Here is a 19,554-nt window from a genome sequence, read left to right as displayed (position 1 = left end):
GGGGAGGGGAGTCAGCGGCATGAGTCAGCGAGGGGGCGGCGGACTCTACGACGGGGGGCGCGTGCCTTGTCCACGGGGGGCATGGGAGCGGCGGTTGCTCCCTCCCTCTGGGGCTTGGCGGAATCCCGGGTGTCGAGCGTTTCCGGGGCCGCGAAGAGGTGTGTAGGGTCGGCGGACATGGACGGATCCACGACCTTTCCCGACGTGACGCTGGCCATCCTGGCAGGAGGGCAGGGGACGCGCTTGGGCGGTGTGGCCAAGGGGCTGCTGAGCGTGGGAGGGCTCACAACCTTGGAACGGCTGCGAGCATTCGGGTCGCATTTCAGGGAGGTGGTGCTGGTGGCGAACGTTCCGGAACCGTACGCGCGCTTCGGGCTTCGCACGGTGGAGGACACCGTGAAGGGCAAGGGGGCACCGGGAGGCGTCCACGCGGCGTTGGGAGCGGCGCGCACGCCGTGGGTGTTCGCGGTGGCGTGTGACATGCCGTTCGTCACGGAGGCCGCGGCGCGGGTGGTGCTGGACGCGCGAGGCGAGGATGTGGACGCGGTGTGCATCGAGCGTGAAGGGCGCTGGGAGCCGTTGTTCGCGGCCTATCGTACGGAACTGGTGTCACAGTGGGGTGAAGCATTGGTGGAGGATCCGTCGCTGCGGCGGCTGCTGATGCGCTTCCGCACGCGGGTGCTGCCCGAGGACGCACTGCGCGCGGTGGACCCTGAACTGCGCGCGCTGGTGAACGTGAACACGCCGGAGGACCTGGTGCGCTACGGCGTTACGTTGCCGGAGCAGTGAGTCCGCGGGCAGGAGCAGTTTGACGGTTAGGCGGAAGAATGGAGCCTTCCAGGATGACCCGGGACTGGAACTCGCTGATTCGCTACGCCCTGGAGGGCGAGGAGGCGGAACCCTTCCTGCGCTTGCTCAAGGCTCGGCTGCGGACCGGGAGTCAGGTCGTCAGTGTGCGACTGGAGAACGCGGCAGTGAAACCGGAGTACGTCCTCATCCTGTCGTTGCACAAGCAGTTGTCGGAGATGCGGGTTCCCCATTCGGAGGCGTTCACGGGTTGGTCGTTCGATACGGGGATGCGGATGGCGGACGAGCAACAGGAGCAGGCTCGGTTCGTTCTGCTTCTGGGCGAGCATTTCGCCGCGCTCGCCCGTGACGTGGGGCCGGATGTGTTGATGGCGCTGCTGTCGGACCACCTGCCGGCCATGGGGGCTCCTCGCTCCAGCGAGGCCGCGCGGCACCTGCGGACTTCGCGGCATGTGGACAGCGTCGTGCGTCGTGCGGCGGAGAAGTTGGACCTCGTCCTGGTGGGGCTGGCTCGCGCGTTGGGGCGCTCGCTCAAGTACGACGAGGCGACGACGGGGCGGATCCTGGATGGGGCGCTGGCGCAGTGGATCTTCCAGTCGTCACGGACACGTGGCCTGGATGCTTCGCACCCGCTTTAGCGGCCATCAGTGCTTCATCAACGAGCGCATGCACCTGCGCTTGAGGCACTGAGCGCATCATGGTCAAGTCGCACGGCATGAGGCCGCTCCTCGAACTTTCCGTGAAGAACTACAAGAGCCTGCGGGATGTCACCGTGCGGCTTGGTCCGCTGAATGTCCTGGTGGGCCCCAATGGAAGCGGCAAGTCCAACCTGCTGGACGTCATCCAGTTCCTGGGAGACTCGGTCCGAGAGGATTTAGGACCCGCTCTCGATAAACGTGGAGGACTGGGGGATGTCCGCTTTCGCGGGTACGATCCGTCGAGTGGCATCGTCAACTTGCGCGTCAGCATCCATGTGAAGGCCAAGGTTACGGCTCATTCGCATGAGGAGGCTCCAGACGAATACGTCCTCAACTTCTGGGGCCTGAGTCTCAAAACCTCAGGAGAAAAGGGTCAAGTCCGGTCCTTCCTGCGGCGAACTGAGCAGTTCAAGTTCAAGCGGGTCAAAGGCCGGGGACGTCGCATCACCATCAACGGGTCGAAGGTCGACTTGAGCGAGACCCATGGAGAGAAGAAGACGACGAAGAGTGGACCCTCCCTGCGCAGTGACTCGCTCGGCCTCTCAACCCTTCCTCGACTGGCCTCCTCCGGAGGCGACGAGGTGCGAAAGGTCGCGGAGTTGTTCTCCACCTTCCGTGTTTTTGATGTGGATGTTCGCGCCGCGAGGCGGCCCTCGGCAGTGAGCGTCACCCCCACGCTGCAAGCGGATGCCAGCAATCTCGCGGCGTTCCTCAACTACCTGCGCCAGGACGAGGAGAACTTCGAGCGTCTCCAGGAAGACGCACGGGCCATCGTGCCTGGCCTCGTGCGCATCCACTTCCGGAAGGTGGGTGGTGCCGAGGAAGCAGTCGAGGTCGAGTTGGAGGAGTCGGGGCTGAAAGGGCACACGACCCTGGCCGAAGCTTCGTTTGGCACCGTGCGTGCGCTGGCGCTCCTGGCACTGATCTACGACCCTCAACCTCCCCAACTCACCTGTGTGGAGGAGATCGACCACGGCTTCCACCCCTACGTGTTCGACCGGCTCGTGGAGCGCTTGCGGTGGGCCTCGGAGCGAACGCAGTTCCTCATCGCGACCCACTCGCCTTCCCTCGTCAACAGGTTGAGTGCGGATGAACTCATTGTCTGTGAGCGCAACACGAAGACCGGGGAGTCGGTCATTCCCGCCGCGGATCCAGAGGTCGTTCGCGCCATGGAGGAAAGGGCCCACGGCCGGATGGGGCTGGGAGAGTTGTGGTTCACCGGTTCTCTCGGAGGTGTTCCCCCGTGAACCGCAAGAAGGATTCTCGTCAGAAGGCCAAGGGGAAGCGGCCTCAGCAGATCCTGGTTTTCGGTGAGAGCGAGAACGACACGAAGTCGCTTCAAGAACTCATTGTGGCCCTTCGAGGGAACCTTGCCGGCAAGGTGCAGACCCGGAGGAATCCTCTGGTTCTCATCAAGAATACAAAGCCTGAGGATGTTCCTACGGAGGCAAAGAGGATCGCGGATGTTGTGGATATCAGCCAGACCACACACGACATCGTCGCCGTCTTCGCTCACGAGGACTGCGACGATTTCGAACCGAAGCATGAAGGAGTTTGCCAGAAGATCGAGGCGGCCATGCAGCAGGCCGGCTGCCCAGCCCATGCAGTCGTCCCCGCCTGGGAGCTGGAGGCGTGGTGGTTCATGTGGCCCGATGCGGTCCAGGCCGTTCGCCCCAAGAGTTGGCGCGCTCCTGACGACTATCTCGGCAAGGAAGTGGGAAGGCTCAAGGATGCCAAGGAGGAACTTCAGAAGCGGGTGGTTCCCAAGAACCTCAAGGCCGACAAGCGCAAGACCTTCCAGACCTACCAGGAGTCAGACTCACCAGCGATTGCGCGGCATGTGCGTGAGAAGGGACTGGCCCGAAAGCCCGGCGCGAAGAGCGGTTCCTATGCGCGCTTCATGGCAAGCGTCGACCAGTGCAAGGTGGGGTGAGGCGCAGCGTCACGGCTCCGGCTGCGTCGTCATGAACCGCGCGTAGGGCATGGCCGTCTTGGGTGCGGCGCTCTGGCCCAGCACGGGCAACGGGAAGCTCAGCGGCTTTCCGTCCGACGCCTCCGTGTTCCCCTCCACCTGCGCGGCTCCCAGTCCCTGCCTCTGTCCCTGGAACGTGGCCTGCGGATTCCTCGCGGACGCCTTGCCCGCTTGGATGACCGCGTAGCGCATGGCCACCGCGCCCACCGTGGACAGCACGTCCGCGGTCACCTGCTTCCAGCGCGCCCGTCCCGGCAGCACTTCCATCACCAGGCCCGCCAGGGAGCACGTCCGCGACAGCGCCCACAGTGCTCCCGAAGCACCCGTGCGCAGCGGCTTGCCCACCTCCATCACCTGCCGCGCCTCCAGCTCCACCGCCTCGCGTGTCACCGCCTCCGCCAGCTTGCCCGCGATGCGGAAGCGGCGCAGCACGCGCTCCTCCGCGTCCGAGTGTGGGAACAGGGACAACAGGCTCCCGGCGCTCGCGGTCGCGGAGCTCATGAAGAACAGCGGCAACGTGCGCCCCACCTGCTGCCACAGCGGCACCGCCGTGTTGCTCACCAGCACCGCCGTGTAGCCCGCGAGCGGCAACCCCAGCACCGCGCCCATCCACCCCGCCGCGCGCCCCATGACTCCCAAAGTTCCAGGCCTCCGGCGCAGCACGAACGCCGCCGTGTTCACCGCGCCCGAGCCCGCCAGCACCCACGAGCCCATGCTCATGGGCGACGTGGGCCGGAACACCCGCAGCATGTTCAGGAAGCGCGACGGGCGGCCCAGGTCGTGGATCAACAGCCCCGCGCTCACGATGTCCCCCGCCACAGCCACCGCGTGACAGCGCTCCGCCAGCCGCTCCAGCTTCCTTCCCCCGAACCCCTCCAGCGCCACCCCGAGCACGCTCGCCGCGCCCGCTGCCCCGCCCACGTAGAAGTACGCCGGGACCGTCCAGATCCACAGCGGCTCCTTCAACACCGGCAGGCCGTAGTAGCTCGGTGCCTCCGCGCTGTCCGGCCCCGACCGCGACGGCACCGTGGACAGCACGTCGATGCCCTGGCGTGCCTGCTCCGGGTCCTTCACCTCCTGCTGCGAACCCTCACCCTCCAGGATGCCCGCGCGCGGGTTGATGTTCCGCCCGTCCGCCTTGCGTTGCAGCCGGTCCAGCAGCGTGTCGTCGCTCATCCGCGCCCCTCCCGCCCGAACGCCACCGCGCCCAGCGCCACCGCCACCATGCCCACCGCGCCCACCGCCACCGACGCCCACGAGCGCAGCGCCTTCTTCGTCGGCACCACCGGATCCGGCGGCAGGTTGTAGACCTCCGGCTTGTCCAGCAGCAGGAAGAACGCGTTGAGCCCACCGGTGCCCGGCTGGTTCTCCGCGTCCTTGCCGTACAGGTACGCGTCCGTCAGGCCCCGCTGATGCAGGTCGCGCACCCGCGACTCCGCTCGAGCGTGCAGTTCATCCAAATCACCGTACTGGATGGACGCCGTGGGACACGCCTTCGCGCACGCGGGCGTCTGGTCGTCTCCGATGCGGTCGTAGCAGAGCGTGCACTTCCACGCGCGCCCGTCATCCTCGCGCCGGTCAATCACGCCAAAGGGACACGCGGACACGCAGTAGCCGCAGCCGTTGCACACGTCCGGCTGCACGTAGACCGTGTCGAACTCCGTGCGCACGATGGCGCCCGTGGGACACGCCTCCAGACACCCCGCGCGCTGGCAGTGCTTGCACACGTCCGACATCATCAGCCAGGAGAAGTCCCCCGCGCCCGACGTCTGCCCCTGCAACGGCACCGGACGCTCCACGAACGCCACGTGCCGCCACGTGGACGCGCCCAGGTGCGCCGTGTGGTCGTAGGACATCCCCGTGAAGTGGAAGCCGTCGTCCGGAAGCTGGTTCCACTGCTTGCACGCGACCTCGCACGCCTTGCAGCCGATGCAGAGCGTCGTGTCCGTGAAGAACCCCTTGCGGCTCCCCATGCGCCTATCCCTTCCCCTCGGGTTCCTGTGACTCCGAATGGTCCGTTTGCGGCGTCACGTCGCGAGGCACCTCCGGCACCGTCAGCGGAGGCGGCGCCGCTCCGGCCGCGGCCCTCTCCCCCGACCGCATCCGCCCCGCCCGCAGGTCCGCCGTGAACGCCTTCGACTCCTGGATGTCCACGTTCTGATCCGCGACGAACGCCGTCAGCTCGTTGGCGCCCTCGCCGCGCACGCGCCCCGTGACGCCCCAGTGGTACGGCAGGCCAATCTGGTGCACCTGCCTTCCCTTCACCTTCAGCGGGCGGATGCGCTCCGTCACCAGCGCCCGGCACTCCAGGTCCCCTCGCGCCGTGGCCAGCGTGCACCAGTCCCCGTTCTTCAATCCCTTCTCGCGCGCCAGCTCCGGGGAGATTTCACAGAACATCTCCGGCTGCAGCTCGCTCAGCCAGGACAGCCAGCGGGACATGCCGCCCGCGGTGTGGTGCTCCGTGAGCCGGTACGTGGTGACGAGGTACGGATAGCGCGGGTCGCCCCAGGCGCGGTGATAGGGATTGTCCTTGCGCCTCCACTCCTCGCGCGTGGGGCTGCACTGCTGCGCGTAGAGCGGGTTGGGCACCACCGACTCCATGGGCTCGTAGTGCGTGGGCAGCGGCCCGTCCATCGTCCCGCTGGGCGCGAAGAGCCAGCCCTTGCCGTCCGCCTGCAGGAGGAACGGATCATTTCCGGCGATGGTCTCCAGCCCCGTCGCGCCCTCGGGCGGCCGGTAGTCCGGCGGCCGGTCCGCGATGAAGTCCGGCACGTCCTCGCCCGTCCACTTCTGCTGGCCGGCGTCCCACCACACGTAGCGCTTGCGCTCGCTCCAGGGCTTGCCGTCCACGTCCGCCGACGCGCGGTTGTAGAGGATGCGCCGGTTGGCGGGCCACGCCCAGCCCCACTCGGGCGCCACCCACGTCTGCTCCTTCCCGGACTTGCGCCGCGCCGTCTGGTTCACGCCGTCCTTGAAGCACCCCGAGTAGATCCAACAGCCACAGGCTGTCGAGCCGTCGTCCTTCAGCTCCGCGAACCCCGGCACCGGCTTTCCGTCCGCCACCGTGTAGCCGTTGATCTCCTGAAGCACCGCCTCCGCGGAGGGCTCCGAATGGGGCCCGTGCGTGGGGTAGTCCCACGTCAAATCCAGGAGCGGCGCGTCCTTGGGGTCCGTGGAGCCCGCGTAGAGCGCTCGCAGCTTGCGCCCCAGGTGGTAGGTGAAGTGCAGCTCGCTGCGCGTGTCCCCTTGCGGCTCCACCGCCTTGTGATGCCATTGCAGCAGCCGCTGCGTGTTGGTGAACGTGCCGTCCTTCTCCGTGTGCGCGGCGGCCGGGAAGAAGAAGACCTCCGTCTGGATGTCCTCCGGCCGCACCTGCCCGGACTGCACCTCCGGCGCCGTGCGCCAGAACTCCGCCGTCTCGATGAGCGTGAAGTCGCGCACCACCAGCCAGTCCAGGTGGCGCAGCCCCTTGCGCTGGAGCGCCCCGTTCATGCTGCCCACGGCGGGGTTCTCTCCCATGACGAAGTAGCCCTGGAGCCTCCCGTCCGCCATGTCCGCCACCGTCTGCATGTGCGAGTGGTTCCCCGTCAGCCGGGGCAGGTGGTTGAACAGGTAGCCGTTGTCCTTCGTCGCCTTGTCCCCGAACCAGGCCTTGAGCAGCGACACCGCGTACTTGGGGAACTCCGACCACCAGCCGCTGCCGGACTTGTTGTCGCGGATGTATTCGTCCAGCCCGTCGTGGAGGATGTTCGCGTGCGGCATGGGCAGGTAGCCCGGCAGCAGGTTGTAGAGCGTGGGGATGTCCGTGGAGCCCTGGATGGACGCGTGCCCGCGCAAGGCGAGGATGCCGCCGCCGGGCCGGCCGATGTTGCCCAGCAGGAGCTGGAGGATGGCCGCCGTGCGGATGTACTGCACGCCCACCGAGTGCTGCGTCCAGCCCACCGCGTAGCAGAACGCGCTGGTGCGCTCCGGGTTGGAGTTGTCACAGAGCGTCCGCGCGATCTGGAGGAACAGTTCCTCGTCCACGCCGCACACCTGCGACACCACCTTCGGCGTGTAGCGGGAGAAGTGGCGCTTGAGCAGCTGGAACACGCACCGGGGATGCTGGAGCGTTTCGTCGCGGTGCTCGTCGTGCACGTCCACGCGGTGGTCGTGTCCGCCGCCGCCCGCGCCCGGCTCGTCCGTCAGCTCCTTGTGGCCCGCCGCGGGCACGGCGCCCGGCACGTCCTGGTACTGCCAGGACGCGATGTCATAGCGGTTGTTCTTCGGCTGGAAGCCGCTGAAGAGCCCCTCCAGGTCCTCCGTGTCCTGGAAGCCCTCGCGGATGAGCGTGGCCGCGTTGGTGTACTGCACCACGTAGTCGCGGAAGTACCGCTCGTGCTCCAGCACGTAGTGGATGAGCCCGCCCAGGAAAGCGATGTCCGTGCCCACGCGGATGGGCGCGTAGAGGTCCGCCACCGCGCTGGTGCGCGTGTAGCGAGGGTCCACGTGGATGACCTTCGCGCCCCGGGCCTTCGCCTCCATCACCCACTGGAAGCCCACCGGATGGCACTCGGCCATGTTGGACCCCTGGATGAGGATGCAGTCCGAGTGCTGCAGGTCCTGCTGGAACGTCGTGGCTCCACCGCGGCCGAACGTGATGCCCAGACCGGGCACCGTGGACGCGTGTCATATTCGAGCCTGGTTCTCCACCTGCACGACGCCCAGCGCGCTGAAGAGCTTCTTGAGGAGGTAGTTCTCCTCGTTGTCCAGCGTCGCCCCGCCCAGGTGCGCCAGCCCCAGCGTCCGGTTCACCCGCTGGCCCTTCGCGTCCGTCAGCTCGAACGTCGCGTCGCGCGTGCGCTTCACGCGCTCGGCCACCTTGTCCATGGCCTCTTCCAGCGGGATGGGTTCCCACTCCGTGCCGCCGGGGCGGCGGTAGAGGACCTGCTGCACGCGTTGCGTTCCCGTGACCAGCTGGAAGGTCGCGGCCCCCTTGGGACACAGCCGGCCGCGGGAGATGGGGGAATGCGGGTCGCCCTCGATGTCGAGGATGCGGCCGTCGCGCACGTGCACCTCCTGCCCGCAGCCCACCGCGCAGTACGGGCAGATGGACTTCACCACCCGGTCCGCGGTCTTCGTGCGCGGCGCCAGCGAGCGGCTTCGCGCCGACATCGCCGTGTCCCCCAGCGCCCGGCTGTCTCCCCGCGCGAACTGCCGCAGCACGGGCCATCCCTTCATCAGGTCGCGGAACTTCAAGGCCGCTCCTTCCCGGGACACGCACGTGGATCCCACTCTCAAGATGGGGACGCACGACACGGGGGACCAGTGGGACCGGCGTCCAACACCGGAGCCAGAGCAAGCGGGCAGGCATGGAAATACTCCACGCCCGAAATCAGCGCGGGGGGCTCGAGTCGTTATTTCTCCACGGTGCCAACGCCTCTTCCGGTTTCCCCGTCCCCTTGGGCCTCCAGGCCTCCAGGAGGAACCGGAAGACCCGCGGCCACGTGACGGCCGGACGTGGCGGAGAGCGAGTGGAGAACCTGCATGAAGGACAGTGCCCCTCTCATCCTTTTGATCGAGGACGAGGAAGACATCCGGGATGCGGTCGCGACACTGCTGGAGATGGAGGGCTATCGCGTCGCCCAGTGCGTCCACGGCCAGGCTGCGTGGACCTGGTTGCAGTCCCATCCGCGTCCGGGCCTGGTGCTGCTGGACCTGATGATGCCGGTGATGGACGGACAGGCCTTCCTCGCGCGGCTCTCACAGGAGCGCATGTTGGACGGCGTGCCCATCATCGTGCTGTCCGGCAGCCCCTTCCATCCCCCCGGCGCGGCGACCTACCTGCGCAAGCCGGTGTCGGTGGCGTCGCTGATGGAAGTGGTGCGCCGCTTCCTGCCGTCATCCGAGGAAGGCCCGGAAGGACCTCACACGTCGTGAAACATGTGTCGCGCGGCGCGACGTGCGGTCATCCAGGACTCGCGATGGAGCGAGACCTGTGGAATCCTCGCGCCCCGTCAGGTCCCCCGCCTGGTCCATTCCCCCTCATTCAAAGGACGACGCCGATGCCGGCTGGCACGCTGAATCTACCCGAGGACGTCGCGCGTGACCTGGAAGCCCGCCTGGCCGCGACGGCTCCGGACGAGACGAGCCGGGGCCTGTTCTTCCTGGGCGTGCTGGACGCGGTGCGCTTTCTGGGCGGAGCGGATGCGGTGAAGCGCTGTCTGGAGCAGGTGGAGGAGACAGCGGACTTCATGCCCATGCAGACCTATCCGTTCCCGCGCTTCCTGCGGCTGTCGTACGTGGCCGCGGAGCAGCTGTCGCCGCTGGTGGGCGGGCACGATGCGGCGCAGCGGCAGATTGGCACGCAGGCGATGCTGGACTTCCTCAACTCCATGTTCGCGCGCGACTTCGTGCAGCAGGCGGGCGGTGACCCGAAGCGGCTGCTGGAGCTGATGCACTCGGGCTACCGCACGGCGCTGAACTTCGGCGAGCGCTCCGTGGAGTGGACGGGGCCCACGTCGGGCCGGGTCATCATGAAGCGCTCGCTGATGCCGGTGCCCTACAACGAGGGCATCCTCCAGTCCGCGCTGGAGGTGACGGGCGTGCAAGACGTGCAGGTGCGCGGGCATGCCCAGTCGTTGGTGGACGCGTACTACGACGTCTCCTGGTCGTAGCCCCCAGCTCCCAGCCCGCCGGCCCGGAGGCCGGGCGGGCAGACGGGCGGGCACGGCGCGGAGGATTCCGGGGGCTTGCCCCGTGCGAAGCCCGGCCGGAAACCCCACCTCAGGGCGAGGAGGGGCGAAAGCGCATGGCGCGTCATGAAGACTTGAGGGGGCAGGTGGCCATCGTCACGGGCGCTTCGAGCGGCGTGGGGTGGCAGTCCGCGCTGCGGCTGGCGGAGGCCGGCGTCAAGCTGTGCGTCACCGCGCGGCGGCAGTCGGCCCTGGAGCAGCTGCGCGTGGAGGTGCTCCAGCGCGGCGGCGAGTGCCTGGTGAGTGACGGCGACGTCACGGTGGCCGAGGACGTGGAGCGCGTGGTGCGCGAGTGCGTGGCGCACTACGGCCGCGTGGACCTCCTGGTGAACGCGGCGGCGGTGCAGTCCTACGGCGACTTCGACCAGCTGCCCTGGGAGCACATCACGCGCGTGTTCGACGTGAACTGCTTCGGCTACTTCCGCTTCGCGCGCGCGGTGCTGCCGCACTTCAAGAAGCAGGGCCACGGCCACCTGCTCAACATCCAGTCCATGCTGGCGGCGGGGTCCGCGCCGCTGCTGTCCGCGTACGCGGCGTCCAAGCACGCGACGCTGGGGTGGGCGCAGTCGCTGGAGCTGGAGCTCCACGGCACGGGCATCCAGGTCTCCAACGTGCTGGTGCCCTCCGTGTCCACGCCCATGTTCGACCACGCGCCCACCATGCTGGGCAAAAAGCCCGTGCCGGTGCCGCCCACGTACGACGTGGACCTGGTGGCCCGCGCGGTGGTGCGGCTGGCGAAGCGGCCGGGCCGCACGTCGGTGCCGGCGTTCCTCCAGGGGCGGCTGATGCTGTGGCTCAACGGCCTGGCGCCCTCCGTGGGCAAGGCGGTGCTGTCCCGCTTCGGCGCGCGGATGCAGACGACGGACGTGCCGCTGGACCGGCCCGAGGGCAACCTCTTCACCCCGGTGGAACAGGGGGTGGGGCCTCGCGGCAGCGTGCCGCCGACGCCCGCGTGGAAGCGCTTCTCCGCGACGCTGGGACTGGCCGCGCTCACCGGCGGCGTGGTGGGCGGCGCGGTGCTGGGCACGCGCGGCCTCTTGCGTGCTGTTCGCTGAGCTTTACGGCGCGATCAGGATTTTTGCGCGGCACTGATGGTGTCGTGTGAACGAAGTGTTGGGTGGGTCGGAAAACATCCTCGCGTTGCGGCGCCCTTTGGCTAGAAGGGGCCCCGCACGCGCTTCCGGGGAAGGGTCGGCCGGGCGCGAACGAGGGGAGAACATCCGATGCGTGGAAGCAACAAGTGGACGGGCCTGGCGCTGGTGGCGGGCCTCGCGGTGTCGGCGCAGGCGGTGGCGGCGGAGCAGCCGGACTTGAACGCGAACCCGGGCAGTTCGTCGTCGTTCGGCCAGGAAGGCCAGATGGTCATCAGCCAGGACCTCAACGGCTTCCTGGGCTACAACACCGCCGACGAAGTGTTCCTCATCCGCCTGGAGCCGTCCGCGGACTACTTCCTCCAGTCGAACCTGTCCGTCGGCGCGTCCGCGCTGGTGGCCTTCGGCTTCGGTGACAGCACCGTCGTGGGCCTGGGCGTGCTGGGCCGCGTGGGCTACCACCTGCCGCTGGGCGACCGCGTGTCGCTCTGGCCCAAGGCGGGCTTCGGCGTGCAGTTCGCCCACGTGCCGGGCGCCAGCGACGTGAACTTCGTCCTGGACTTCAACGCCCCCGTGCTCTTCCACCTGACGCCGCACTTCTTCATCGGCGCGGGTCCGCAGGTGCGCGCGGTCATCAGCCAGGACGTGGGCAGCCTGGGCTCGCAGCAGGGCTACTTCGCCGGCAACGACGTGACGCTGGGCATCACCACCACGGTCGGCGGCTACTTCTAGCCTCGGGCCTTCTCCAGCACCCCGGGCTTCGTGCCCGGGTGCCGGGGGATGCAGGACCCGTGGCGTAGGGTCCGTTGGGTTGACGCCACGGGTTGTTTGTGTTGGGTTTGAGGGTGCCATGTCCGTGCTTCCGTTCACCTCCCGGCTGCCCGCGTTCGCCCCCCTGCATCCGCTGGGGAGGGGCCCGCTGGGCGAGTGGGTGTCCCTGGTGTGGCCGCTGGAGCAGGACGCGGCGGGGGCGCGCCCGCTGGTGGTGAAGACGTTCCTGCTGGCGTCCGGGCTTTCGCCGGAGACGCGGCATCCCCTGGAGGAGGCGCTGACGCGGGCGGTGCCGCTGCGGCATCCGGGCATCGCGAGGCTCCACGGCTTCCAGGTGGACGTTCGCGACACGCTGACGGTGGTGTCGGACTACGTCCCGGGCTGTTCGCTGGCCACGGCGCGCCGGCGCGTGCTGGGGCGGGGTGGGCGGCCGTCGGAGGCCTTCGTGTGTCACGTGGGCGCGGAGGTCGCGGGCGCGCTGCAGGCGTCGCACGCCGCGCACGTGGTGCACGGGGACGTGCATGCGCACCGCATCCGCGTGGGTCCTCGCGGTGAGGTGACGCTGACGGACTTCGGGCTGAGGCCCGCGCGGCCGCTGCTGCGCCGCTTCACGGCGCCGTCCCGGCCGGACGTGGTGGCGCCGCCGGTGCGTGGGGACGCGGTGGGCTCGACTCTGGAGGCGCGGGAGGACCTGCGCGCGCTGGGGCGGGTGCTGCTGGAGCTGGCCTCGGGGAACACGGTGGTGCCGGAGGACACGGCGGGCGCGGACGCGGCGCTGGGTGGGGTGTCGCCCGCGCTGCGGGACGTGCTGCGCGGAGCGCTGGGGGAGGCGCGCGGGGTGGACTCCGCCGCGGGGCTCCAGGATGCACTGCGCGACTGCCTGAAGCACGGCGTGGCCTGTCACGGACAGGACGCGGTGGTGCGCGAGCTGGCGGCGCTGCCTGCCTCCGGGCCGCTGTCGCCGGTGGACGTGTACGTGGGCGCGGCGTCGGTGATGACGGCCTCCGTGCCCATGCGCGGGCGCACGCTGCCGTCCTGAGGCGCGGGCGCCTGGGCTGCTCGCGAGTGATTCCATCTCGCGCGCCGGTACGCTCGCGGGCGTGATGCGCCGTGGCTGGGAGCTCGTGGCCGCGCGTTCCGTGGAGTGCTCGCGCGAGGTGCCAGCGTGGGTGCCGGTGCTCACGCTGTCGTGCATCGGGACGCGCCCGCGAGCACCGTTCATCGCGCGCATGCGGACTGCTCCGGCGGGTGGCCTTCCTGTGGACTTACGGACGACGCGCGCCGGGGGCGTGTGAAACGCGACGGGCCGCGAACGGGGGGCTGGTGGTGGCCGAGAGACCTCGCCCAAAGTCGTGCCGCCTTCCGCGCTCAGGCCCGCGGAGGCTCCACGCTGGATGGGGGGAGGGACATGGCTCCGCTGTTCCGCCCGGGGACCGACTCGGTGCTGCGGGCGCTCATCGCCCTGGCCCTGGGTGTGCCCGCGGTGTCGCTGGCGGGGCTGCTGCTCCTCGCGCGCAACCCGTTGGGGCGGGGCTCGTTCTCGCCTCGCGAGCAGCCGCTCCCCTTCGACCACCGCCACCACGTGGGCGATGAGGGCATCCCCTGCGGCTACTGCCATGAGGGCGCGTGGCGTTCGCCGGTGGCGGGAGTGCCGCCCACGCAGCGCTGCCTGGGGTGCCATGCGCAGGTGTGGAACCAGAGCGAGCGGCTGGAGCCGGTGCGCGCCAGTGGCTTCGACGGCACGGCGCTGCCGTGGAACCGGGTGCACGCGCTGCCGGACTACGTCTGGTTCAGCCATCAGATCCACGTGAACAAGGGCGTGGGCTGCGTCACCTGTCACGGCCGCGTGGACACGATGCCGGCGGTGCAGCAGGTGGCGCCGCTCACCATGGGCTGGTGCCTGGACTGTCACCGCGACCCGACGCCGTGGCTGCGTCCCCTGTCGGAGGTCGCGAACCTCACGTGGCGTCCCCCCGGAGACCCGAGGGAGACGGGCCGCGCGGTGCAGGCCGCGCTCGGTGTGTCCCCTCGCACGGATTGCAACACATGCCACTTCTGACCGACCCCGCACGGACGGATGTCCCTGACGCGCCGGAGCGGGCGCGCGCGTGGAGGAGCCTGGAGGAGTGGCACGCGGGAGGACCCGGTGACGAGGCCGTGTCGCGCGAGCATCCCCCCGGCGCGATGCTCCCGCCCGAGGGCGTGGCGCGGCGCACCTTCCTGCAACTGGCGGCGGCGTCACTGGCCGCGGCGGGCTTCAGCGGGTGCTTCCGTCAGCCGCCGGAGAAGATCCTCCCGTACTCGACGCCACCGGAGGGGCTGACGCCGGGCGTGCCGCTGCACTTCGCCACGGGGCTGGAGTGGAACGGCCGCACGGTGGGGCTGGTGGTGGAGAGCCACGAGGGGCGGCCCACGAAGGTGGAGGGCAACCCGCTGCACCCCGCGAGCCTGGGCGCGGCGGGCGTCTTCGAACAGGCGGCGCTGCTGGGCCTCTACGACCCCGCGAGGGCGAAGACCGCGCGGCTTCAAGGCGTGGAGGCCGCGTGGAGCACGGTGAGGGATGCGCTGCGCGAGCGGGCCAGGCGCGAGGACGGGGGCGCGGGGCTGCGCTTCCTGGTGGAGCCCACGGGCAGCCCGCTGGTGCAGGCGTTGTATGCGCGCATCCAGCAGCGCTTCCCGTCCGCGCGGATCATCCCCTGTGGCGTGGGCGTGGCGGACGGACGCCGCGAGGGCACGCGCCTGGCGTACGGCCGCGTGCTGGACGTGGTGCACGACGTGGGGCGCGCGGTGGTGGTGGCGGTGGATGACGACTTCCTCGCCACGACCCAGCCGGGAAACCTGCGCGCGGCGCGGGACTTCGTGAGCGCGCGCAAGCCGGAGGCGATGAACCGGCTGTGGGTCGCGGAGAGCACGCTGACCCTCACGGGAGGCTTCGCGGACGAACGGCTGCGGATGCGGCCGTCACAGGGCGTCGCGTTGATGCTCGCGCTGGCGGCGGAGGTGGGGAAGGGAACGGGCGGGAGCACGTTGGCCTCGGGGCTCGCGAGCTTGCGCGTTCCCACGCCCGCGCTGACGGACGCGCAGCGCGCCTGGGTGCGCGGTGCGGCGAGGGACCTGCTCGCGCACCGGGGGCAGGGCCGGGTGACGGTGGGCCCGGGTCAACCGCCCCTGGTGCATGCGCTGGCGTTCGCGATGGACGAAGCGCTGGGCAACGCGCCCCGGTTGATCGAGCCCGTGGCCTTCCCGGAGGCGATGGGTCAGCTCCCGGGGGAGCTGCTCGATGGACGGGTGGACACGCTGATCATCACGGCGTGGAACCCGGCCTGGACGGAAGCGGTGGATTCAGGCTTCACGCGCGACCTGGAGCGCGTCCCGTTCCGGCTGTACCACGGCCTCCACGAGGACGAGACCGCGGCCCTCTGCCCCACCTTCGTCCCCGCGACGCACCCCTTCGAGTCCTGGCGCGACGGCCGCGCACCCGACGGCACCGCGTCCGTGCTGCAACCCCTCATCGCGCCCCTGTTCCCAGGCGCGGTCTCCGAGGTGGAGCTGCTGTCCGTCTTCGCGGGCCTGGACTCACAAAGCCCGTACGACCTGCTCAAGTCCCTGTGGCGTGAACGCACGGCCTCGCCACCGGACTTCGAGGCGCGCTGGGAGGCGTGGCTCGCGGACGGCGTGATTCCCGGGACCCAGTCCGCACCCGCGCGGGCCGTGCTGGACGAGGCCGCGGTCTTGAAGGCGGCCCGGGAGGTTCCGGAACCCAAAGCACCCGAGGGCCTGGAGCTGGCCCTGGTGCTGGACTCACGGCTGTACGACGGCCGCTTCGCGGGCAACGCGTGGCTCCAGGAGCTGCCCGACCCGGTGACGAAGCTCACCTGGGACAACGCGGCGCTGCTCTCCCCGGCCACCGCGCGGGCGCTGAAGCTGGAGAAGGGAGACGTGGCTCGCATCGAGGTACAGGGCAAGGCGTTGGAGGTGCCCGTGCTGGTGCTGCCCGGCCAGCCGGACGACACGGTGACGCTGGCGCTGGGCCACGGCCGCGAGCGCGTGGGCCCGGTGGGGCAGGGCGTCGGCGTCAACGCGTACACGCTGCGGTCCAGTTCCCTGTCGTGGGGCGGTGGCATCACGAACATCACCCGCACGGGCCGGCACCACGCGCTGGCGCTCACGCAGGAACACTGGAGCATGGAGGGCCGTCAGCTGGCGCTCCAGTTCACGCAGGCGTCCTTCCTCGCGAAGCCCCAGGCGCTCGAATCCCTCCAGGAGAAGCCGGAGCGGCTCTACCCACCCAACGCTCTGCTCAAGAGCGACCGCCACCAGTGGGCCATGGCCATCGACCTGCACCGGTGCACCGGGTGCAGCGCGTGCATGGTGGCCTGCCAGGCGGAGAACAACGTGCCCGTGGTGGGCCGCGACGGCGTGCTGCGCAGCCGGGAGATGCACTGGCTGCGCATCGACCGCTACTTCCTGGGGGACCCGGACGACCCGGGCTTCATCACCCAGCCCGTGGCGTGCGTGCACTGCGAGGCCGCGCCCTGCGAGTACGTGTGCCCGGTGAACGCCACCGTCCACTCGGACGAGGGCCTCAACCAGATGGTCTACAACCGCTGCATCGGGACCCGGTATTGCTCCAACAACTGTCCCTACAAGGTCCGCCGCTTCAACTACCTGGAGTACCAGCGGCGCGAACCCCTCACGCAGCTGCGCCAGAACCCGGACGTGACGGTGCGCTCGCGCGGGGTGATGGAGAAGTGCACGTACTGCGTGCAGCGCATCGAACGGGCGCGCACCGTCGCGCGCTCGGCGCAGCGGGACGTGCGTGAAGGCGAGGTCCGCACCGCCTGCCAGCAGGCCTGTCCCACGGAGGCCATCACCTTCGGAGACCTGCGCGCGCCGGACTCACGCGTGCGCCGGGAGCACGAGGACCCCCGGCACTACAAGCTGCTCAACTCCCTGGGCACCCAGCCGCGCACGGTGCACCTGGTGCGCCTGAAGAACCCGGCGCCGAAGGGAGGCGCATGAGCACCGCCGACCCGCAGGTGCCCGCGCCCGGGGACCCGCTCACCGAGCACCCGCTGCTGGAGGGGCGCCACTCCGACCGCGCCTACAGCGAGTCGCTGCTGGCCTTCGTGCACCGCCCCCCGGGCCGGACCTGGTGGGCGCTGCTGGCGCTGGGGCTGGCCGGGACCGCGCTGCTGGTGGTGGCCATCTGCGCCACGCTCTTCGTGGGCGTGGGGACGTGGGGCAACAACATCCCGGTGGCGTGGGCGTTCGGCATCACGAACTTCGTGTGGTGGATTGGAATTGGCCACGCGGGGACGCTCATCAGCGCCATCCTGCTGCTGTTCCAGGAGAAGTGGCGCGGCTCCATCAACCGCTTCGCGGAGGCGATGACGCTCTTCGCGGTGACGTGCGCGGGGCTCTTCCCGCTGCTGCACCTGGGGCGGCCGTGGAAGTTCTACTGGCTGGTGCCGTACCCCAGCAGCCTGCGGGCGTGGCCGCAGTTCCGCTCGCCGCTGACGTGGGACATCGCGGCGGTGGGGACGTACCTCACGGTGTCGCTGCTGTTCTGGTTCGTGGGGCTGATTCCGGACCTGGCCACGGCGCGGGACACGGCGAGGACGCCCCGGGCGCGCTTCTGGTACGGGCTGGCGAGCCTGGGGTGGAGGGGCTCGGCGAGGCACTGGCGGCAGTGGCGCACGGGCTACCTGCTGCTGGCGGGGCTGGCCACGCCGCTGGTGGTGAGCGTGCACACCATCGTGTCCTTCGACTTCGCGGTGGCGCAGTTGCCGGGCTGGCACACCACCATCTTCCCGCCGTACTTCGTCGCGGGCGCGGTGTTCAGCGGCTTCGCGCTGGTCATCACCCTGCTCATTCCCGCGCGCAAGGCGCTGGGCATCGAGCACGTGGTGACGCCGCTGCACCTGGACAACATGGCGAAGGTGCTGCTGGCCACGGGTTGGATGGTGACCTACGGCTACATCCAGGAGCACTTCTTCGCCTGGTTCAGCGCGAACCCCTTCGAGCTGCACGCCACGGAGGCCGAGTTCTCCGGGCCCTACGCGCCGCTGTTCTGGATGCAGGTGTTCTGCAACGTGCTGGTGCCGCAGCTGTTCTGGTTCCCTCGGATGCGCACGAACGTGGCGGTGCTGTGGGTGGCGTCACTGCTCATCAACGTGGGGATGTGGACGGAGCGCTTCCTCATCGTGGTGGCGTCGCTGAGCATGGACTTCCTGCCGTCGTCCTGGGCGGCGTACCGGCCCACCTGGGTGGACTGGAGCCTGCTGGGGGGCACGGTGGCGTTCTTCGGCACGGCGTTCCTGCTGTTCCTGAAGTTCGTGCCGGCCGTGTCGGTGAGCGAGATGAAGGAGCTCCAGCGCGAGGTGGACGCGTCGCTCCAGTTCCGGCGTGAAGAGGGCACCCGGCCCGGTGGTGCGCCATGAGCCGCCACTGGGTGCTGGGAGAGTTCGCGTCGAGTGACGCGCTGGTGGCCGCGCTGAAGGCCCTGAGGGCGAAGGGCTTCGCGCAGCTGGACGCGCACACGCCGTTCCCGGTGGAGGAGACGTTCGAGGCGCTGGGGCTGAAGCGCTCATGGCTGCCATTGCTGACCCTGGGCGCGGGGCTGGGCGGGGCGGTGTTCGCGTACGTCACGCAGTGGTTCACGAACGCGGTGGACTATCCGTTGGACGTGGGAGGCCGGCCGCTGCACAGCGTGCCCACGAACCTGCCCATCACGTTCGAGCTGGCGGTGTTGAGCGCGGCGCTGACGGTGTTCGGCGCGCTGATGCTGCTCTTCGGCTTCCCGCACGTGACGCACCCGGTGTTCGACGTGGAGTCCTTCCGCAGCGCGTCCGTGGACGGCTTCTGGGCGAGCGTGGCGGTGGACCGCGACGACGCGCCGCAGGCGGAGGCCGCGCTGCGCGAGCTGGGAGCGCGGCAGGTGTCGGTGGTGGCGGAGGGCGCGCGATGAAGCGCTGGACGCTCATGGCGCTGCTGGGAGGGGTGGCCGCGTGCGACGACACGGATCCGATGGCGTCACAGCCGCGAGCGGAGGCGTTCAAGCCGAGCCCGTTCTTCGAGGACGGCCGGGCCATGCGGCCCCTTGTGCCGGGGACGGTGGCGCAGGAGTGGCGCGCGCGAGGGGACACTCAGGGGCTCACGGCGGAGGGCGGCTGGGTTCAAGCGGTGCCGGTGCCGTTGACGGGGGAGCTGCTGGAGCAGGGGCGCACGGCCTATGAGACCTGGTGCGCGGTGTGCCACGGGCTGACGGGGGACGGGGACGCCATCGTGGCGCGGAAGATGCCGCAGCGCCGGCCGCCCGGGCTGTTCGTGCCGCACCGCCACGCGGATCAGGTGGTCTACGGCGTGGTGGAGGGCGAAGCCCCATACACGGGAACGCAGGCCGTGACCGCGAGGGTGGGGCCCGGAGCCTTCCCGCTGCCCGAAAGGGTGGACGGATGGGGGGCCGTGAGGCTGTCTCT

General features: G+C 69.8%; 17 protein-coding genes and 1 pseudogene. 15 read left to right on the top strand and 3 right to left on the bottom strand.

The annotated features are described in order from the left end of the window. Positions 1-177 precede the first annotated feature (177 nt). From mobA to D7X96_RS34795, 4 genes are read left to right on the top strand one after another with little or no spacing between them, the layout of a single operon-like run. Positions 178-789: a molybdenum cofactor guanylyltransferase gene (mobA, locus tag D7X96_RS34810; protein ID WP_120552003.1), complete on the top strand. Its 612-nt coding sequence runs from the start codon at positions 178-180 to the stop codon at positions 787-789. 53 nt (positions 790-842) lie between these two features. Then, on the top strand, positions 843-1,445 hold the full coding sequence (locus D7X96_RS34805) for a hypothetical protein (protein ID WP_121725482.1): 603 nt from the start codon (positions 843-845) through the stop codon (positions 1,443-1,445). Between the two features lie 59 nt (positions 1,446-1,504). Then, positions 1,505-2,752, top strand: coding sequence for an AAA family ATPase (locus D7X96_RS34800; RefSeq protein WP_208647427.1), 1,248 nt, complete (start codon positions 1,505-1,507; stop codon positions 2,750-2,752). Continuing rightward, complete coding sequence (locus D7X96_RS34795; RefSeq protein ID WP_121725481.1) at positions 2,749-3,438, top strand: hypothetical protein; 690 nt, start codon at positions 2,749-2,751, stop codon at positions 3,436-3,438. The genes D7X96_RS34800 and D7X96_RS34795 overlap by 4 nt, the downstream gene beginning before the upstream one ends. A gap of 9 nt (positions 3,439-3,447) precedes the next feature. On the opposite strand, the gene nrfD (D7X96_RS34790) is transcribed toward D7X96_RS34795, so the two are convergent. From nrfD (D7X96_RS34790) to fdh, 3 genes are read right to left on the bottom strand one after another with little or no spacing between them, the layout of a single operon-like run. Then, positions 3,448-4,653 carry an NrfD/PsrC family molybdoenzyme membrane anchor subunit gene (nrfD, locus tag D7X96_RS34790; protein WP_121771691.1) on the bottom strand — a complete coding sequence of 402 codons (1,206 nt, stop codon included), beginning with the start codon at positions 4,651-4,653 and terminating at the stop codon, positions 3,448-3,450. Beyond that, positions 4,650-5,450, bottom strand: coding sequence for a 4Fe-4S dicluster domain-containing protein (locus D7X96_RS34785; protein WP_208647426.1), 801 nt, complete (start codon positions 5,448-5,450; stop codon positions 4,650-4,652). The genes nrfD (D7X96_RS34790) and D7X96_RS34785 overlap by 4 nt, the downstream gene beginning before the upstream one ends. A gap of 4 nt (positions 5,451-5,454) precedes the next feature. Then, positions 5,455-8,697, bottom strand: coding sequence for a formate dehydrogenase (gene fdh, locus D7X96_RS34780; RefSeq protein WP_208647428.1), 3,243 nt, complete (start codon positions 8,695-8,697; stop codon positions 5,455-5,457). 306 nt (positions 8,698-9,003) lie between these two features. On the opposite strand from fdh, the gene D7X96_RS34770 reads away from it, so the two are divergent. From D7X96_RS34770 to D7X96_RS34725, 11 genes and pseudogenes are all read left to right on the top strand, one after another. After that, positions 9,004-9,396, top strand: a complete 393-nt coding sequence (locus D7X96_RS34770; RefSeq protein WP_121771689.1) for a response regulator — start codon at positions 9,004-9,006, stop codon at positions 9,394-9,396. Between the two features lie 125 nt (positions 9,397-9,521). Next, positions 9,522-10,133, top strand: a complete 612-nt coding sequence (locus D7X96_RS34765; protein ID WP_121771688.1) for a DUF2378 family protein — start codon at positions 9,522-9,524, stop codon at positions 10,131-10,133. 134 nt (positions 10,134-10,267) lie between these two features. Then, complete coding sequence (locus D7X96_RS34760; protein WP_120552010.1) at positions 10,268-11,266, top strand: SDR family NAD(P)-dependent oxidoreductase; 999 nt, start codon at positions 10,268-10,270, stop codon at positions 11,264-11,266. Between the two features lie 168 nt (positions 11,267-11,434). Next, on the top strand, positions 11,435-12,034 hold the full coding sequence (locus D7X96_RS34755; protein WP_120552011.1) for an outer membrane beta-barrel protein: 600 nt from the start codon (positions 11,435-11,437) through the stop codon (positions 12,032-12,034). Positions 12,035-12,152: 118 nt separating this feature from the next. Continuing rightward, entirely contained in the window at positions 12,153-13,112 is a 960-nt protein-coding gene (locus tag D7X96_RS34750; RefSeq protein WP_121771687.1) for a protein kinase, read from the top strand. A gap of 85 nt (positions 13,113-13,197) precedes the next feature. Then, a complete protein-coding gene (locus D7X96_RS40165; RefSeq protein ID WP_158626668.1) occupies positions 13,198-13,368 on the top strand; it encodes a hypothetical protein in 171 nt (56 codons plus the stop codon). 113 nt (positions 13,369-13,481) lie between these two features. Next, entirely contained in the window at positions 13,482-14,132 is a 651-nt protein-coding gene (locus D7X96_RS34745) for a cytochrome c3 family protein (protein ID WP_120552013.1), read from the top strand. Beyond that, positions 14,120-17,095: a TAT-variant-translocated molybdopterin oxidoreductase gene (locus tag D7X96_RS34740; RefSeq protein WP_121771686.1), complete on the top strand. Its 2,976-nt coding sequence runs from the start codon at positions 14,120-14,122 to the stop codon at positions 17,093-17,095. Before D7X96_RS34745 ends, D7X96_RS34740 begins: the two co-directional genes overlap by 13 nt. Then, positions 17,092-18,516 (top strand): NrfD/PsrC family molybdoenzyme membrane anchor subunit, encoded by a 1,425-nt coding sequence (nrfD, locus tag D7X96_RS34735; RefSeq protein ID WP_121725445.1) that lies wholly within the window; start codon positions 17,092-17,094, stop codon positions 18,514-18,516. The genes D7X96_RS34740 and nrfD (D7X96_RS34735) overlap by 4 nt, the downstream gene beginning before the upstream one ends. Next, the gene (locus D7X96_RS34730; RefSeq protein ID WP_121771685.1) at positions 18,513-19,043 is read left to right on the top strand and encodes a DUF3341 domain-containing protein; all 531 of its coding nucleotides are present in this window, start codon (positions 18,513-18,515) and stop codon (positions 19,041-19,043) included. The genes nrfD (D7X96_RS34735) and D7X96_RS34730 overlap by 4 nt, the downstream gene beginning before the upstream one ends. After that, positions 19,040-19,554, top strand: a pseudogene (locus D7X96_RS34725) (cytochrome c); the annotation flags it as partial. The gene D7X96_RS34730 and the pseudogene D7X96_RS34725, both read left to right, overlap by 4 nt.

Origin of the sequence: Corallococcus interemptor, assembly GCF_003668875.1 — a bacterium.
Taxonomy (GTDB): domain Bacteria; phylum Myxococcota; class Myxococcia; order Myxococcales; family Myxococcaceae; genus Corallococcus; species Corallococcus interemptor.
Note: the sequence above shows the minus strand (reverse complement) of the source record. Positions and strands in the feature narration are given on the sequence as shown.

What these genes read in the sequence shown, in the direction of transcription:
- nrfD (WP_121771691.1), bottom strand. Translation starts at nt 4,653, where the DNA reads ATGAGCGACGACACGCTGCTGGACCGGCTGCAACGCAAGGCGGACGGG.
- D7X96_RS34750 (WP_121771687.1), top strand. Translation starts at nt 12,153, where the DNA reads ATGTCCGTGCTTCCGTTCACCTCCCGGCTGCCCGCGTTCGCCCCCCTG.
- D7X96_RS34760 (WP_120552010.1), top strand. Translation starts at nt 10,268, where the DNA reads ATGGCGCGTCATGAAGACTTGAGGGGGCAGGTGGCCATCGTCACGGGC.
- D7X96_RS34785 (WP_208647426.1), bottom strand. Translation starts at nt 5,450, where the DNA reads ATGGGGAGCCGCAAGGGGTTCTTCACGGACACGACGCTCTGCATCGGC.
- D7X96_RS34805 (WP_121725482.1), top strand. Translation starts at nt 843, where the DNA reads ATGACCCGGGACTGGAACTCGCTGATTCGCTACGCCCTGGAGGGCGAG.
- D7X96_RS34745 (WP_120552013.1), top strand. Translation starts at nt 13,482, where the DNA reads ATGGCTCCGCTGTTCCGCCCGGGGACCGACTCGGTGCTGCGGGCGCTC.
- D7X96_RS34800 (WP_208647427.1), top strand. Translation starts at nt 1,505, where the DNA reads ATGGTCAAGTCGCACGGCATGAGGCCGCTCCTCGAACTTTCCGTGAAG.
- D7X96_RS34755 (WP_120552011.1), top strand. Translation starts at nt 11,435, where the DNA reads ATGCGTGGAAGCAACAAGTGGACGGGCCTGGCGCTGGTGGCGGGCCTC.
- D7X96_RS34740 (WP_121771686.1), top strand. Translation starts at nt 14,120, where the DNA reads ATGCCACTTCTGACCGACCCCGCACGGACGGATGTCCCTGACGCGCCG.
- D7X96_RS34730 (WP_121771685.1), top strand. Translation starts at nt 18,513, where the DNA reads ATGAGCCGCCACTGGGTGCTGGGAGAGTTCGCGTCGAGTGACGCGCTG.
- nrfD (WP_121725445.1), top strand. Translation starts at nt 17,092, where the DNA reads ATGAGCACCGCCGACCCGCAGGTGCCCGCGCCCGGGGACCCGCTCACC.
- D7X96_RS34765 (WP_121771688.1), top strand. Translation starts at nt 9,522, where the DNA reads ATGCCGGCTGGCACGCTGAATCTACCCGAGGACGTCGCGCGTGACCTG.
- mobA (WP_120552003.1), top strand. Translation starts at nt 178, where the DNA reads ATGGACGGATCCACGACCTTTCCCGACGTGACGCTGGCCATCCTGGCA.
- D7X96_RS34770 (WP_121771689.1), top strand. Translation starts at nt 9,004, where the DNA reads ATGAAGGACAGTGCCCCTCTCATCCTTTTGATCGAGGACGAGGAAGAC.